We start from the raw sequence: 15670 nt of genomic DNA on the forward strand, positions 1-15670 counted from the left end.
ACCCGATATGTGTGGTTGAGACTACACACAAAATGCGGACGCGGTGGTGAAGGTCACATTTCCGTGATGTTGCGTGGCGAATGACGGGTGTTGCGTCGCCCACACCCCGGCGGGAGTCCTTGCGCGTCACCGCACGAGGGTCTTGGCAGGGCTTCGACCTGAGTGCTAACCTCCTCAATAGTTGAGTCAAATCGACTCAACCAGGTGAAGAAAGGCCAAGGAGAGAGATCATGCCGACGAACTACGACCCCTTCCGGGAACTGGATCGCGTCGCCACCTCACTGTTCGCCGGGCGGCAGAGCCCGAGCCGGATGCCGATGGACCTGTACCGCGAGGGCAACCGCTACGTGCTGCACGCCGACCTGCCGGGCATCGACCCGCGGAGCGTCGACATCGACGTCGACGGTCAGCTGCTGACCATTCGCGCCGAACGGCAGGTGCCCGCCGTGGAGGACGTCAAGTGGATCGCGCACGAGCGCCAGTCCCAGTCGTTCCTGCGCCAGCTCAACCTGGGGCAGGGCATCGACATCGAGAACATCACCGCCCGCTACGAGAACGGCGTGCTCACGGTCGACATCCCGGTCAGCCCGCGCGCCCGGCCCCGCAAGATCCAGGTGAGCACCGGCGACGGTGAGACGGTGGTCGGCCAGCTCGACCAGGACGGCGGCTCGTCCGCCGACGAGGTGACCGAGGCCGACTGAGGCCATCACCACGCCCCCACCCGCACAGCGCCGCTGCCGACCTCGTCGGTGGCGGCGCTGGCGCGTCGGGGTCACCCCGCCGGGGGCACCACGTTCAGGTCGAGCAGTTCGGCCCGGTGGCCCGAGATCCGCACCGTCGTGACGGACCCGTTGCGGATCTCGGGGAAGACGGTGCGGTAGCGGTCGATGTCGATCCAGAGCAGGGCGCACAGCAGCAGCCGGATCAGCGTGCCGTGGCTGACGACGAGCACGTGCCCGTCCGGGTGGGCGCTCTCGAGCTCACGCAGGGCGTCGGACCCGCGCGCGATCGCCGTCGCCCCCGGCTCGCCGCCGGGCAGCGGGATCACCCCCGGGTGCGCGAAATGGGCGGCGCTGGCCTCGGGGAACCGCTCGTCCATCTCCACCCGGGTCAGGCCCTCCCCCGCACCGAAGTCCACCTCGCCGAGCCGGGCGTCGGTGGCCAGGGTGAGTCCCAGGGCCTCGGCGGCGGGGCTCGCGGTGTCCACCGCCCGTCGCAGGGTCGAGGACCGGACAGCAGTGAAGGCCTCGCCGCCTGGCCGCTCGACGGCCCACGCCGCCAGGGCGTCCGCCTGGGCCCTCCCGGTCGCGGTCAGCGCGATGTCGGAGACGCCGGCGTAGCGGCTCTCGTCCTGCCAGGAGGTGCGGCCGTGCCGCACGAGGGAGAAGGTGGTCACGGCCTCACGCTACGCCAGCGGGCCCCGTCCACGAGGGACGGGGCCCGCCGGGTGCCGGGACCGGGAGACGGTCAGCGCCGCGTCAGGGCGTCGAGGATGCCGTTCAGGGTGGCGGAGGGCCGCATCACGGTGAAGGCCTTCTCCTCGCTGGGCCGGTAGTACCCGCCCAGGTCCACCGGGGAGCCCTGCACCGCGAGCAGTTCCTTGGCGATGACCTGCTCGTTCTCCTTCAGCTGCGCGGCGACGTCCGCGAACGCGGCGCTCAGCTCCGCGTCGTCGTTCTGCTGCGCCAGTTCCTGCGCCCAGTAGAGCGCGAGGTAGAAGTGGCTGCCGCGGTTGTCCAGCTCCCCGACCTTCCGGCTCGGGGACTTGTTCTCCAGCAGGAACGTGCCGGTGGCCCGGTCCAGGGTGTCGGCGAGGACCTGGGCCCGCGCGTTGCCGGTGGTCGTGGCGAGGTGCTCGAAGCTGACGGCCAGGGCCAGGAACTCGCCGAGGCTGTCCCAGCGCAGGTGGTTCTCCTTGAGCAGCTGCTGCACGTGCTTCGGGGCGGAACCGCCCGCACCGGTCTCGAACAGGCCGCCGCCGTTGATCAGCGGCACGATCGAGAGCATCTTCGCGCTGGTGCCCAGTTCGAGGATGGGGAACAGGTCGGTCAGGTAGTCGCGCAGCACGTTGCCGGTCACCGAGATGGTGTCCTCACCGGCGCGGAGCCGGCGCAGCGTGAACGCGGTGGCCTCGACCGGGTCGAGGATCTCCAGCTGCAGGCCCTCGGTGTCGTGGTCGGCCAGGTACTGCTTCACCTTGGCGATCAGGTTGGCGTCGTGGGCGCGGGTCTCGTCGAGCCAGAACACGGCCGGCGTCTGCGAGGCGCGGGCGCGGGTGACGGCGAGCTTGACCCAGTCCTGGATCGGCACGTCCTTGGTCTGGCAGGCGCGCCACACGTCCCCGGGCTCGACGGCGTGCTGGAGCAGCGCGGTGCCGGCGGTGTCCACGACCTTGACGGCGCCGGGCTCGGTGATCTCGAACGTCTTGTCGTGGCTGCCGTACTCCTCGGCGGCCTGGGCCATCAGGCCGACGTTCGGCACGGTGCCCATGGTGACCGGGTCGAACGCACCGTTCGCGCGGCAGTCGTCGATGACGGCCTGGTAGATGCCGGAGTAGGAGCTGTCGGGCAGCACCGCGAGGGTGTCCGCCTCCTCGCCGTCCGGTCCCCACATGTGGCCGGAGGTGCGGATCATGGCCGGCATCGAGGCGTCGACGATCACGTCGGACGGGACGTGCAGGTTGGTGATGCCGCGGTCCGAGTCGACCATGGCCAGCCGTGGCCCCTCCTCGAGGCCCTTCTGGATGAGGGCCTCGACGCCCTCCTTGACGTCGTCGGGCAGGTCGTCGAGGCCGGAGAGGATCGCGGCGAGCCCGTTGTTGGCGCTCAGCCCGGCGGCGGCCAGGTCGTCACCGTAGGTCTCGAACAGCTCGGCGAAGTAGGCGCGCACGGTGTGCCCGAACAGGATGGGGTCCGAGACCTTCATCATCGTGGCCTTCAAGTGGACCGAGAACAGCACGCCCTCGTCCTTGGCGCGCTGCACCTGGGCGGCCAGGAACCGATCGAGCGCGGCGGCGCGCATCACGGTGCCGTCGATCACCTCACCGGCGAGGACGGGCACCTCCTTGAGCACGCGCTCGGTGCCGTCGGCGGCGACGAACACGATGGACAGGGTGTCGGCCTCGTCCATGACGACCGACTGCTCGTTGGAGCGGAAGTCGTCCCCGCCCATGGTGGCGACGTTGGTCTTCGATTCGGCGGTCCAGGCACCCATCCGGTGCGGATTCTTCCGGGCGTAGTTCTTCACCGAGGCCGGCGCGCGCCGGTCGGAGTTGCCCTCGCGCAGCACGGGGTTGACCGCGGAACCCTTGATCTTGTCGTACCGGGCGCGGATCTCCCGTTCCTCGTCGGAGGCCGGCTCGTCCGGGTAGCCGGGGACCGCGAAGCCCTGGCTGTGCAGCTCGGCGATGGCGGCCTTCAGCTGCGGCACCGAGGCGCTGATGTTCGGCAGCTTGATGATGTTGGCCTCGGGCGTCTTCGCCAGCTCGCCGAGTTCGGCGAGGGCGTCGGCCGTGCGCTGGTCCTCGGTCAGGTGGTCACCGAAGGCGGCGATGATGCGACCGGACAGCGAGATGTCCCGCGTCTCCACGTCCACCCCCACCGTGGAGGCGAAGGCCTCGATGATCGGCAGGAACGAGTGAGTGGCCAGCATGGGCGCCTCGTCCGTGTGGGTGTAGATGATCGTGGACATGGATGGGCATCTCCCTCGCGACGGTGGGCGGACGGCTGGCTCGCCAGCCTGTTCGATGCTACCCGACCGGCTCGGCGGCGGGACGGATCGGTGGACCTCGGTGGACCTCAGTGGAAGAAATGGCGGGCGCCGGTGACGTACATGGTCACGCCGGCCGCGTTCGCGGCGGCGATCACCTCGTCGTCGCGGATGGACCCGCCCGGCTGGACCACGGCGCGCACACCGGCGTCGAACAGGATCTGCGCGCCGTCGGCGAAGGGGAAGAACGCGTCGGAGGCGCCCACCGATCCGGTCACGCGGTCGACGCGGACGCCGTCCGGCCCCTGGGGGGCCAGCTCCCGGGCGCGCTCGACGGCGAGCCGGCAGGAGTCGACCCGGTTGACCTGGCCCATGCCGACGCCGATGCTGGCGCCGTCGCGGGCGAGCAGGATGGCGTTGGACTTCGCCGACCGGCAGGCGCGCCACGCGAAGGCGAGGTCGGCGAGGGTGGCCTCGTCGGCCGGCTCCCCTGCGACCAGGGTCCAGGTGGCGGGATCGTCGCCGTCGGCGTCGAGCCGGTCGGTCACCTGGACGAGCACGCCGCCGGAGACCTGCCGGATCTCGGCCGGGTACCGACCGAAGCCCTCGGGCAGGGCTAGGAGGCGGATGTTCTTCTTCGCCGTCAGGACCGTCAGCGCCTCGGGCTCGAATCCGGGCGCGATGACGACCTCGGTGAAGACGTCCTTCAGCGTGGTGGCCATGCCGGCGGTGACGACCCGGTTGGCGGCGACGACGCCGCCGTAGGCGGAGACGGGGTCGCAGGCGTGGGCCTTGCGGTGGGCGTCGGCGATGGGGTCCTCGGCATCGGGGCTGCCGACGGCGATGCCGCACGGGTTGGCGTGCTTGATGATGGCCACGGCCGGCTCGTCGAAGTCGAAGGCGGCACGCAGGGCGGCGTCGGCGTCGACGAAGTTGTTGTAGCTCATCGCCTTGCCGTGCAGCTGGTCCGCCTGGGCGATACCGGCCGGGGCGGCCTTGTCGGCGTAGAGGGCCGCCTGCTGGTGCGGGTTCTCCCCGTAGCGCAGCACCTCGGAGCGCTCCAGGGCGAGGCCGGCGTAGGCGGGCCAGCTGACGGCCCCGTTCTCGTCCTCGTCGAGGAACTGCCCGGCGGTCCAGGTGGCGACCGCATTGTCGTAGCTCGCGGTGTGGGCGAAGGCGCGGGCGGCGAGGCGACGGCGCGCGGCCAGGTCGAACCCGCCGGCCTCCGCGGCGCGCACCACGTCGGGGTAGGTGCTGGGATCGACGACGACGGCGACGCTGGCGTGGTTCTTCGCCGCGGCGCGCACCATCGAGGGGCCGCCGATGTCGATCTGCTCGACGATCTCGTCCGCCTCGGCGCCCGAGGCGACGGTGTCGACGAAGGGGTACAGGTTGACGATCACCAGGTCGAACGGCTCGACCTCCAGCTCGTGCAGCTGGGCGACGTGCTCGGGGCGACGGCGGTCCGCGAGGATCCCGGCGTGCACGCGGGGGTGCAGGGTCTTGACCCGCCCGTCGAGGGTCTCGGGGAAGCCGGTGACGTCGGCGACCTCGGTGACGGGAACACCGGCCGCGGCGATGGCCTTCGCGGTCGACCCCGTCGAGACGATGCTGACGCCCGCGGCGTGCAGGCCCACGGCCAGTTCGGGCAGCCCGGTCTTGTCGTAGACCGAGATGAGGGCGCGGTGGAGGGGGACGCGATCGAGCTGCTGCAGGCTCACGGGAGTGGACTCCAGTCGGTCGGGAGCGGGTTCTCCCTCAGCTTAGGCACGGGGCCCGGGTGGCGGCACGTCGATGACGACGGGTGGCCGGCCGGGTCAGAACGGTGCCGGTCAGAACGGTGCCGGGTCATCGGCTGGACTCAGGTACCGGCGCCCCGCCGGCGAGGTCCACGCCAGCACGCTCGCGTCCGGTAAGAGCGAGCCGGCATCGGGGTCGGCACGTCCGGACATGGCGGCCCTCGGCGTCGTGTCCCTCGTCGCGTCCGGTCCGCCCTCGCTCCTGACGGTCCAGGCGGAGTGGTGCTTGAGGACGTGGTGCTTCCGGCACAGGTGGGCCAGGTTCTCCGGCACCGTGGAACCGCCGTCGGCCCACGCGACCACATGGTCGACGTCGCATCGCATCGCCGACCGACGACACCCCGGGAACCGGCACGTCCCGTCGCGAACCACCAGCGCCCGGCGCAACGCTGCCGGCACCCGGTACTGCCGCTCCCCGGTCACCACCACCGGCACCACCACGGGCGGTGGCCAGGGCGGCCAGGGCGGGTCGCCACCGGGCCCGGGCGGACCACCGAGCCGACCGTTCGACCCAGCCGCGGTGACCGCCAGCGAGACGGAGGTGGCCAGTAGGGCGAGTCGACGCGCGTCCTCGGCAGCGATCGGCCCGAACCCGCTGATCCACCCGGGATCGGCGCCGCCGAGCACGGTCTCCGCCGGAAGAGTCAGCAGCACCGCCGGGGGCGGCGGATCGCCGTCACGGCACGACGACCCGCGACTGCGGGCCGCGACCGCGAACCCGGCGTCCAGGGTGGAACCGTCCAGCCCGCCGAGCAGGTCGGCGAGGACGTCGGCGCGCAGCTGCGCGACCGTCCGCCGAGGGGCGTCGCCGCCATGGTGTTCGCGGCCCTCCCCCGTCACCTCCCGCGCGAGACGACTCAAGCGACCGTCGATGCGGTGGGCCACCGCGGCCGGCAGCACCGCCGACAACCGGGCCATCCCGTCCGGCAGCCGGCTCACCCGCACGCACCGCTCCGCGACGGCTGCCGCATGCCGCTGCTCGAATGTGCTCGGGTGGCAGCGTTCGCGGACCTTCACCGCACGATCGCGCAACCAGCCCGTCGACCGGCCCGCGCGAGCACCCGACAGCAGGTCCGCCTCCGTCATCGCCACAGCATCCTCCAGCGCGCGGACCGTCGCCTCGTCGGTGCCGGTGGAGGCGAGCAGGTCCGCGTACTCCCGTACTTCCCCGGCGACCAAAGACCCGGCTGAGCCCGTGATCTCTCCCGACGCCATCGCCTCCACCGTGGCGGGCAGCAGACCCGTCAGCGCCTCCGCCCGGCGCAGCAACCCGTGCACGGCTTCCTCCCCCACCCGCAGCACGGCCGCTGCCTCCGCGACCCCCGATCGTTCACCCACCGCCAACCGCTCGCGTCGGGAGAGGCCGCGTGGACCCGCCTGCACGTATCCCGGGATGCCGCCCTCCGCGTCGTCGAAGGCGGGGTGCGAATCGACCCACCGGGTCTGCCGATCCCGCGACGCCCGCACCACGTCCAGCACCAGCCGGTGTTTGTGCCACGTCAACCACGCCTCCACGCGGCGCACCTGCTCGAGCGCGCCGACGGCGGCCTCCAGGTCCGCGCCGTCACCGGTGGCGGCGATCAGGCGCCATGCCCCGGCGGGCTCCCACGACGGGCCGGACGGGACAGCGCCGGTGATCGCCGGACCGACCGGTGCGACGCCGACCCGGTCGAGGCCGGGAAGCATCGCCGGGTCGGTCATCGACTCGATCCCCTGCGGTGCGACCGTCGGCGTCTCCATGACCTGACTCAACCACCCGCCACCGACGGAACTCGCCCGTTCGATGATTCCGGCAACGACCTGGGGATAACGCGCTCGACGCCCTCGGTGAGCCGGCGCCCCGGCAGCATGGGAGGCCGCCCGACACCGCAACTGCCAGGGCCACCGGGCCGAGACCGTCCGCACCGTGATGCCCCCATCGTCTCCATGACCTGACTCAACCACCCGCCACCGACGGAACTCGCGACACCGAAGAGCACCCCCGGACACCCACCCGACGTGGGACGCTGGGCGCATGGAGTGGACCGACGACGTCGCGCGCGGGGCCTGGATCGGCGAGCGGACGCACTGGGGCTCGACGGTGACGGTGGCCGTGCCGGACGGCTACGAGCGGTACGCCCGGGTGTTCCACCCGGTGCCGGTCTCGCGGCTGATCACCGACCCGGACGAGCTCGCCGCGATGCCGCCGATCCCCGGGCTGCCCGAGGATCGGGCGGACGAGCCACGGCATGCCGAGGAACAGTGGACCTGGGCGCGGACGGCCGAGGCGCTCGGGACGACGATGCACGCCACGGCCCAGTGGGCGGCTATCACCGGGAACGCCGACGGTTTCGCGACCCTGCCCGACGGCCGCAGCCTCGGCCAGACGCGCGACGGCCACCTGCCGCCGGAACAGCTCGCCGCCCTGGTCCGCCTGCTGCCGACGACGACGCCGGACGACCTGACCGTTGCCATCTGGTCCGGATGGGGCGAATTCAACGTCGGTGGGCGCAGTGTCATGTTCTTCCCGCCGGACTCGTCACGCTCCGAAGAGCGTCGCGCCGAGGAGGCGTGGTACCGCGAGCGAAATGGGGCCGTCTCTCCCGAGGTCTTCGACGCCGTCCACCGTCAGCGGGGCCTGCTCGAGCTGCCGAACCGTGAGTACGTGCTACTGGCGACCACGGTGGACGAGCTGGCCGACCCGACCTGGCCGGAGCGAGCCGGGATCGGGTGGACGAGTGGCGACGGCCCGATGCCAGCGCTGGTGTGGCCGGCGGACCGGGCCTGGTGCATCGGCAGCGAGATCGATTTCGACAGCACCCTGGTCGGCGGCACGGCCGAGGCGATCGCCGCGGTCGCGCAGTCGGAAACGCTGGAGGCACTCGTCGTCCACCCCGAGGACGACCTCGGCGCGTTCGCCGACCACGTCAACGGCTGACGCAGCGGCTCAGGCGATGCCGGCGTCGGGCCCGGGAGTCCAGGACCGGCGGGGCTGACGTCGTCCGGCGCCGGTCCCGACGATCCAGCCGAACCACCAGCCGGCCGTCACGACGAGGACGCCGAGGCCGGCCGTGACCAGGGCAAGGGAGAACAGGACCGATGCGTCCGGCACGGCCGGGGCGAAGTACTCGTCCGACAGGGGCGCGTAGGCGAACCACCCGAACGAGCGTTGCGGAGCCGCCATCAACCCGACGGCGAAGCCGGCGACGACGAGCACGACGGCGATCCCTGCGCCGGCGAGCAGTTCCCGCACGGGTCGCGCCTTCGCTGCGACGGCATGCTGCGCCAGTGCCCAGCCGACCGTGAACACCAGGACGACGGCGCCCGCGAGGATCAGCAGCGGTCCCACCAGATCGGCTGGTCCGGACCCCGGCACCCAGTCACCGGGCTGCAGCGACTCGTACGAACCGGAGTAGAGGACGGCGGGCTCGTCCGACACCGTGTACTCGGCATAGCGAGCCGGACCGGCGCCGGTGATCGCGCCGGCGTTCGTCACCACCATCGTCACGATCCCGGCGACGAGCAGACCGAGGCCCACCAGTGCGGTGACCAGCCGGGGCCACGGAAGGGGGCGTCGGCCGGCCCGTTGTCGGGACGGCTGCTGGGCTGAGGGTGAGGCCGGCCGATCGGCGTCCCCCACGTCGTCGGTCATGACCGGATCGTAGCCTCAGGTGACGCCGGACACGCGGACATGCGCTACAGTGATGTCCACTTCCGGCGCCCCGTGGTGACGCAGCATGCTATCCCGGTCGGAGGTCGCCCGCTCGTCGCGGGAATCACGCCAGGAAAGAGGTCCACCGTGACCAGTTCTCTCCATACCCAGAATGCTCCGCTTCCCGCGGGTGACGCCGTCGTCCAGGACCTGCCCTGGCGCTGGGGCGTGCAGGGGAAGATCTTCCTCATCGGCGGCCTCGGCTTCATGTTCGACGCCTGGGACGTCACCCTCAACGGCTTCCTCATCCCGCTGCTCTCCACCGAGTGGCACCTCACCGCCGGCCAGGCCGCCTGGGTCGGCACCGCCAACCTCATCGGCATGGCCGTCGGCGCGTTCGCGTGGGGCGGGATCGCCGACGCGGTGGGCCGCAAGCGCGCCTTCACCCTGACCCTGCTCATCTTCTCGGTGTTCACGCTCCTCGGGGCCCTCTCCCCCGACCTGCTCTGGTTCTGCGTGTTCCGGTTCGTCGCCGGTTTCGGTCTCGGCGGGTGCATCCCCGTCGACTACGCCCTCGTCGGCGAGTTCACCCCGCGCCGGCAGCGCGGCCGGGTCCTGACGGCGATGGACGGTTGGTGGCCGATCGGCGCCACCCTGTGCGGCGTCGTCTCCGCCGCCCTGGTGGCCGCGTTCGCCGACTGGCGCCCGTTGATGCTCGTGATGATCATCCCGGCCCTGCTCGTCTTCTGGGTGCGCACCGGCGTGCCGGAGTCACCGTTGTTCCTGGTCGGCAAGGGGCGGCGCGACGAGGCGAAGCGCGTCATCGACGACCTGATCGCCCGCACCGGCGCCACCGTGGGCCCGTGGCGGCTGCCCGACCCGGAGGAGGCGCCGAAACTGGCCATCGGCTCCCTCACGAAGCAGGTCGGGCTGCTGTGGCGGTTCGACTGGAAGATCACCCTGACGGCGTGGAGCCTCTTCGTGACGATCCTGCTCGTCTACTACGGCGCCCTCACCTGGATGCCGTCGATCCTGGTCAAGGCCGGCTACCCGGAGTCCAGCGCCTTCCTGCGCACGGCGGGCATGACGGCGATCGGCCTGGTCGGCGCCCTCGTCGCCGCCGCCCTCGTCGAGCGGCTCGGCCGCAAGTGGCTGCTCGCGGTCGCCGGCCCCCTCTCGGCCGTGAGCCTCGTGGTGTTCGCCCTGTTCCTGGACGCCGAGGCGCCGCTGGCCGCGAACGCGACGCTGCTCTTCTTCGGCTTCGTCGTCCAGGTCGCCATCCCGGTGCTCTACACCTACGTCTCCGAGCTGTACCCGACGCAGCTGCGCGGGTCGGGCTTCGGCTGGGCGTCGACGGCGTCGCGGGTCGGCGCGGGCCTGGTGCCGCTGATCTTCGGATCGCTGCTGTGGCCGGTCCTCGGGCTACCGCTGACGTTCGCCGTCACCGGGGCCCTCGTCGTGGTCGCCGTCGTCATCATGGCGGTGTGGGCCCCGGAGACCCGCGGCCGGGAACTGGCGACGCTCGAGCACTGAGCACGACGGCGGCCCCGGGAATCGCGGAGATTCCCGGGGCCGCCGTCGTGCGTCGTGAGAGGCGGGCTCAGTCGCGAGCGCGGATGCCCGCGACCGCCTGCCGCACGAGACCGTCCACCGGCTGCGCGATGTCGAGCACGAACCCGGGCTCCCCCGGGGCCAGCGGCTCGAGCGTCGCCAGCTGGGAGCGCAGCAGGCTGGGCGGCATGAAGTGGTCGCTGCGGCCCTCCATCCGCTCCTGCAGCACCTCCACGGTGCCGGCCAGGTGCACGTACACCGTGCCCGGCGCCTCGGCCAGGATGGTGTCGCGGTAGGCCCGCTTCAGTGCCGAGCAGGCGACGACGAGCCCCTGCCCGGACGTGCCGGCGGAGGCCAGGTGCTCCCCCACGCGGCGCAGCCACGGCCAGCGGTCCTCGTCGGTCAGCGGCGTCCCCGCGGCCATCTTGCGCACGTTCTCGATCGGGTGCAGCCCGTCGCCGTCGACGAACGGGACCCCGAGCTCATCGGCGATCAGGGCGCCGATGGTCGTCTTCCCGGACCCCGACACCCCCATCACCACGACCAGCGGGGCCGACGAGGAGGCGTGGCCGGCGGCGTCGCTCACCAGTCGTGCACCGTGCCGTCGGCCAGCCGGTTGTAGGGCAGGTAGGCCGGCTGGTACGCGTACTTCGCGGCCTCCTCCTCGTTCAGCTCGACGCCGAGCCCCGGCTTGTCGCCCGGGTGCAGCAGGCCCTCGACGAAGGTCAGCGACTGCTCGAAGACACTGTTCGTCTTCTCGGAGTGCTCCATGTACTCCTGCAGCCCGAAGTTGTGGATCGCCATGCCGACGTGCATCTGCGCGGCCAGGCCCACCGGGGAGACGTCGGTCGGGCCGTGGAACCCGGACTTGACCTGGTAGACGGCGGCGAAGTCCATCACCTTCTTCAGCGGCGAGATGCCGCCGAAGTGGGTCGACGCGCACCGGACGTAGTCGATCAGCTGTTCGCTGATCAGGTCCTTGATGTCGTAGATGGTGTTGAAGACCTCGCCGATGGCCAGCGGCGTCGTGGTGTGCTGGCGCACCAGGCGCAGGGCGTCCTGGTTCTCCGCGGGCGTGCAGTCCTCGAGCCAGAACAGGTCGTACGGCTCCAGGTCCTTCCCGAGCTTCGCGGCCTGCAGCGGCGTCATCCGGTGGTGGCCGTCGTGCAGCAGGGCCAGGTCCGGGCCGAACTCGTTGCGCACGGCCTCGAACACGCCGGGGATGTGCCGCAGGTACGCGCGGGTGTCCCAGTCCTCCTCGACCGGCAGGGCGGTGCGCTGGGCCGGCTCGTAGTCGTACCGCTCGCCGGAGGCCTGCGCCTGCGCGGCCACGCCGTAGAGGGCCTTGATGCCGGGCACCGAGGTCTGCACGCGGATCGCGGAGAACCCGTGCTCCTTCTCGTGCCGGATCGAGTCGAACAGCTCCGGCAGGTCCCGGCCGGAGGCGTGGCCGTAGGTGGACAGGCCGCGCCGGGAGGCGCCGCCGAGCAGCTGGTAGACGGGCATCCCGGCGACCTTGCCCTTGATGTCCCACAGCGCCATGTCGACCGCGGCGATCGCGGCCATGGTGACCGGCCCGCGCCGCCAGTAGCCGGAGCGGTAGAGGAACTGCCAGGTGTCCTCGATGTTCGCCGGGTCCCGGTTCAGCAGCAGCGGGACGACGTGCTCCTTCAGGTACGCGGCGACGGAGAGCTCGCGGCCGTTCAGGGTGGCATCCCCCAGGCCGGTCACCCCCTCGTCCGTCGTCACCTTCAGGGTGACGAAGTTGCGGGTCGGGCTGGTGATGATGACGTCGGCCGCGACGATCTTCATGGTCGGTCTCCTTCTTCGATGGGGGCGGGTGCGGGTCGGTCGCCCGAGCGGGGCGGGGCGAAGTCGTCGGCGACGCGGTGCACGCGCCGGCGCACGATCACGGTCATCAGCTGGGCGAATCGCTTCTCGGTCAGGGGGTAGGTGGCCATCACGCCCACCGCGATCAGGAAGATGGCCGCCGGCAGCAGGCCCGCCCACAGGGCGATCCCGTCGGCGACGGCCGGGTCCTGCTCGGCGCGGGTGCCGTCGTAGGCCACCAGGGCCAGGATGTAGGACGCGAGCGCCGCGCCGACGGCCTGGCCCACCTTGCGGGTGAAGGAGAACGCCGCGTAGGTCGCTCCCTCCGTGCGCAGGCCGGTGCGGAACTCCCCGAACTCGACGGTATCGGCTTCCATCGCCCACGTCATGGTGTTCAGCAGTCCCATGCCGAAGCCGACGAGGAACAGGCCGAGCAGGCTCAGCGGCAGGCTGTGCCACAGCGAGTTGCTGGCGGCGAACAGCAGGCCGCCGACCACGGAGCCCAGGCCGGCGAGCACGAAGCCGCGCCGCTTGCCGAGCAGGCGGGTGACCATCGGCCCGATCGGGCCGACGTAGATGACCGCGCCGGTGGTGATGATGATGACGACGGTGGCGAGCCAGTTGCCGCCGCCGGGATAGCGCGCGAGGACGTCGTTGGCGACGTAGACACTGATCGCGGAGACCACGTTCTGGGCGGTGAGGTAGAAGAACGAGGAGACGCACAGCCGCAGCAGCGGCCCGTTGGCCCGCAGCGTGTGCAGGGTCTGGCGCAGGGACACGCGGTCCACGTCGCGCACCACCGTCTCGCGGGAGGTGAAGAACGTGGTGGCGAACATCGCGGCGCCGACGACGAGGAACGCGACCGCGGTCAGCGCGAACGTCGTGGCCAGGTCGTCCGAGCTCTTCAGCTGGGGGGCCAGGACGATGGAGAGGAGCAGGATGGTCACGCCGGACCCGACCATGCGCGCCGAGGCGAGCCGGGACCGGTCGACGGGGTGCTGGCTCATGGCCCCGGCGAGGGAGCCGTAGGGGATGTTGACCATCGAGTACAGCAATCCGAGCAGGGCGTAGGAGACGGTGGCCCACGCCAGTCTGGCCCCGTAGCCGTCGACCGGGATCCAGAAGCACAGCAGGTTGGCCGCGAGCAGCGGCACCGAGTACCAGAGCAGGAACGGCCGGAACTTGCCCCAGCGGGTCATCGTGCGGTCGACGATCCGGCCGGCGACGAGGTCGGCGAACGCGTCCCAGATCTTGACGAACAGGAAGATGTTGCCGGCGTGCGCCGGTTCGATGCCGACGACGTCCGTGTAGAAGACCAGCAGGAAGAGGCCGGTCATCTGGAACGCGACGTTGCAGCCGGCGTCCCCGAAGCCGTAGCCGACGACGCTGCGCCACCGCAGTCGTGGCATCGCTCCCGCGGTGCGGATCGCCGGGCTGCTCACCGATGACATGGAACTCCTTCGCGGTGCGTGGGCGTCCCGTCGCGGCGGGACACTGGTCGGTCGTGGCCGCCGGCCCCGGACGCACACCGGGGCCGGCGACACTCGTGGTCGAGCGTCGGTCAGCGGCTCATCGGGCCGGCTCGTCGGGCGGGGTCTGCCGGTCCGGCCGGGAGTGGGTCTCGCGCTCGAGCTCCTGCTCCAGCACGACGGGGATGCGCCCGGTCTCCCGGCGGATCCGGATCTCCTCGACCAGCCCGCCGTGCACCTTCTCGGTCAACGGGTAGGCGAGCATGACGAGCACGGCGAGCAGGGCGAGCACGGCGGGGACGAGCCCGGCCGAGGTCTGGATGCCGCCGAGCGCCTGGTCGCTCTGGGTCGCCGACCCGGCCACGTACCCGCCGAGGGAGAGACCCCAGCCGGCGATGCCGCCGCCGATCGCCTGGCCGCACTTGCGGGTGAACGAGAACACCGCGTAGATCGAGCCCTCGGACCGGACGCCCGTCTTCCACTCCCCGTACTCGACGGTGTCCGCCTCCAGGGCGAAGACGACGACGTTGTTGCCCAGCGTCCCGAGGGTGGCGACGACGAGACCGGTGAACCCGAGCGCGGGGACGGAGCTCGGCGTCAGCCAGATGATCAGGCCGCCGAGCACCACGAAGCCGCCGAAGATCAGGTAGAGCCGCTTCTTGCCGAGCCGGCGGACCAGCATCGGCATCAGGGCGACGAACACGAAGGTCAGCACGAGCTGCGCCAGTGACAGCACCGGGAACAGGGCCGGGGAGCGCAGCACGTCGCGGATGTAGTAGAGCTGCACGGTGTTCAGGGCGAGGAACGCGCTGAGGAACAGCAGCGAGGACGCCATCAGCAGGAGCAGCGGCTTGTTCTGGCCGACGGCCCGCAGGCTGTCCCGCATCGAGACGCGGGCCACCGGGCGCTGCACCCGCTCGCGGGCGGTCGCGAAGCAGACCAGGTACAGCACGAAGCCGATCACCATGAGCACGAGCAGGACCGTGGTGAAGATCCCCTGCAGGTCCGCACCGGTCTTGAGCAGCGGGGACACGAAGGTGCCCAGGCCTGCACCCACGAGGGTGGCGCCGACCACGCGAGCGGCCCCGAGCTTGGCCCGGTCGCTGCCGGTCTGGGTCATCGCCGCGGCCATCGAACCGTAGGGGATGTTCACCAGCGAGTAGGCCAGGCCGAGTGCCGCGTAGGTCAGATACGCGTAGATCAGCATCCCGGACTGCCCGATGGCGGGCACGTGGAAGCACAGGAACGCGAGGATCAGCAGCGGGACGGAGCCGAACAGGATGAACGGACGGAACTTGCCCCAGCGGGTCACCCTCGCGCCGTCGACCACGCGGCCGGCGAAGACGTCGGCGAAGGCGTCGAAGATGCGCACCACCAGCAGCAGGGTGCCCGCGGCGGCGGCGGAGATGCCCGCGACGTCCGTGTAGTAGACGAGCAGGAACATCGTCGTGGTGGTGAAGGCGACGTTGTTCGCGGCGTCACCGGCGCCGTAACCGGCGACCTGCCACCAGGGCAGCGGGCGGTGCGCGGCATCGACCGGGGCCGCCGGCGCGGCGGCGCTGGACTGCTTCATGAGGGCTCCTTTGCCCACGGCGGAGCCGACCGGCTCCGGAAGGATGGGGTTGAACGGCCACGAGGCCGGGGCACGCGACACAGGCGCGTGGCGTGATTCACCTATCGTG

12 protein-coding genes are annotated in these 15670 nt (G+C 71.4%); 3 read left to right on the top strand and 9 right to left on the bottom strand.

Annotated features, from left to right (window positions below):
- Positions 1-230: 230 nt before the first annotated feature.
- A complete protein-coding gene (locus IEX22_RS10220; protein ID WP_188668298.1) occupies positions 231-701 on the top strand; it encodes an Hsp20/alpha crystallin family protein in 471 nt (156 codons plus the stop codon).
- A 71-nt stretch (positions 702-772) separates the two neighbouring features.
- On the opposite strand, the gene IEX22_RS10225 is transcribed toward IEX22_RS10220, so the two are convergent.
- The 4 genes from IEX22_RS10225 to IEX22_RS10240 all read right to left on the bottom strand — a co-directional run bounded on the left by IEX22_RS10225 (position 773) and on the right by IEX22_RS10240 (position 7247).
- Positions 773-1396: a histidine phosphatase family protein gene (locus IEX22_RS10225; protein ID WP_188668299.1), complete on the bottom strand. Its 624-nt coding sequence runs from the start codon at positions 1394-1396 to the stop codon at positions 773-775.
- 71 nt (positions 1397-1467) lie between these two features.
- Positions 1468-3690, bottom strand: a complete 2223-nt coding sequence (locus IEX22_RS10230) for an NADP-dependent isocitrate dehydrogenase (protein WP_188668300.1) — start codon at positions 3688-3690, stop codon at positions 1468-1470.
- 107 nt (positions 3691-3797) lie between these two features.
- Complete coding sequence (gene purH, locus IEX22_RS10235) at positions 3798-5429, bottom strand: bifunctional phosphoribosylaminoimidazolecarboxamide formyltransferase/IMP cyclohydrolase (protein WP_188668301.1); 1632 nt, start codon at positions 5427-5429, stop codon at positions 3798-3800.
- 111 nt (positions 5430-5540) lie between these two features.
- Positions 5541-7247, bottom strand: coding sequence for an HNH endonuclease signature motif containing protein (locus IEX22_RS10240; RefSeq protein ID WP_188668302.1), 1707 nt, complete (start codon positions 7245-7247; stop codon positions 5541-5543).
- A 274-nt stretch (positions 7248-7521) separates the two neighbouring features.
- Here IEX22_RS10240 and IEX22_RS10245 point away from each other — a divergent pair, with 274 nt between their 5' ends.
- The gene (locus IEX22_RS10245) at positions 7522-8424 is read left to right on the top strand and encodes a hypothetical protein (RefSeq protein ID WP_188668303.1); all 903 of its coding nucleotides are present in this window, start codon (positions 7522-7524) and stop codon (positions 8422-8424) included.
- Positions 8425-8433: 9 nt separating this feature from the next.
- Here IEX22_RS10245 and IEX22_RS10250 read toward each other — a convergent pair whose 3' ends face one another.
- Positions 8434-9138, bottom strand: a complete 705-nt coding sequence (locus IEX22_RS10250) for a hypothetical protein (protein WP_188668304.1) — start codon at positions 9136-9138, stop codon at positions 8434-8436.
- Positions 9139-9285: 147 nt separating this feature from the next.
- Between IEX22_RS10250 and IEX22_RS10255 the strand changes: the two genes are divergently transcribed.
- A complete protein-coding gene (locus IEX22_RS10255; protein ID WP_229659937.1) occupies positions 9286-10671 on the top strand; it encodes an MFS transporter in 1386 nt (461 codons plus the stop codon).
- Between the two features lie 67 nt (positions 10672-10738).
- Here IEX22_RS10255 and IEX22_RS10260 read toward each other — a convergent pair whose 3' ends face one another.
- The 4 genes from IEX22_RS10260 to uidB all read right to left on the bottom strand — a co-directional run bounded on the left by IEX22_RS10260 (position 10739) and on the right by uidB (position 15561).
- Entirely contained in the window at positions 10739-11275 is a 537-nt protein-coding gene (locus IEX22_RS10260; protein ID WP_229659938.1) for a gluconokinase, read from the bottom strand.
- Positions 11272-12501, bottom strand: coding sequence for a D-mannonate dehydratase ManD (manD, locus tag IEX22_RS10265; RefSeq protein ID WP_188668306.1), 1230 nt, complete (start codon positions 12499-12501; stop codon positions 11272-11274). Before manD ends, IEX22_RS10260 begins: the two co-directional genes overlap by 4 nt.
- Complete coding sequence (locus IEX22_RS10270) at positions 12498-13970, bottom strand: glycoside-pentoside-hexuronide (GPH):cation symporter (RefSeq protein WP_188668307.1); 1473 nt, start codon at positions 13968-13970, stop codon at positions 12498-12500. The genes manD and IEX22_RS10270 overlap by 4 nt, the downstream gene beginning before the upstream one ends.
- A 118-nt stretch (positions 13971-14088) precedes the next feature.
- Entirely contained in the window at positions 14089-15561 is a 1473-nt protein-coding gene (uidB, locus tag IEX22_RS10275; RefSeq protein WP_188668308.1) for a glucuronide transporter, read from the bottom strand.
- Between the last annotated feature and the right edge of the window lie 109 nt (positions 15562-15670).

It is taken from the genome of Tersicoccus solisilvae (assembly GCF_014643255.1).
In the GTDB taxonomy this organism is placed as follows: domain Bacteria; phylum Actinomycetota; class Actinomycetes; order Actinomycetales; family Micrococcaceae; genus Tersicoccus; species Tersicoccus solisilvae.

Bases quoted from the DNA above. Each gene is read 5' to 3' on its own strand.
- IEX22_RS10220 (WP_188668298.1), top strand. From the start codon at position 231: ATGCCGACGAACTACGACCCCTTCCGGGAACTGGATCGCGTCGCCACC.
- IEX22_RS10230 (WP_188668300.1), bottom strand. From the start codon at position 3,690: ATGTCCACGATCATCTACACCCACACGGACGAGGCGCCCATGCTGGCC.
- IEX22_RS10240 (WP_188668302.1), bottom strand. From the start codon at position 7,247: ATGGAGACGCCGACGGTCGCACCGCAGGGGATCGAGTCGATGACCGAC.
- IEX22_RS10245 (WP_188668303.1), top strand. From the start codon at position 7,522: ATGGAGTGGACCGACGACGTCGCGCGCGGGGCCTGGATCGGCGAGCGG.
- IEX22_RS10250 (WP_188668304.1), bottom strand. From the start codon at position 9,138: ATGACCGACGACGTGGGGGACGCCGATCGGCCGGCCTCACCCTCAGCC.
- manD (WP_188668306.1), bottom strand. From the start codon at position 12,501: ATGAAGATCGTCGCGGCCGACGTCATCATCACCAGCCCGACCCGCAAC.
- IEX22_RS10270 (WP_188668307.1), bottom strand. From the start codon at position 13,970: ATGTCATCGGTGAGCAGCCCGGCGATCCGCACCGCGGGAGCGATGCCA.
- uidB (WP_188668308.1), bottom strand. From the start codon at position 15,561: ATGAAGCAGTCCAGCGCCGCCGCGCCGGCGGCCCCGGTCGATGCCGCG.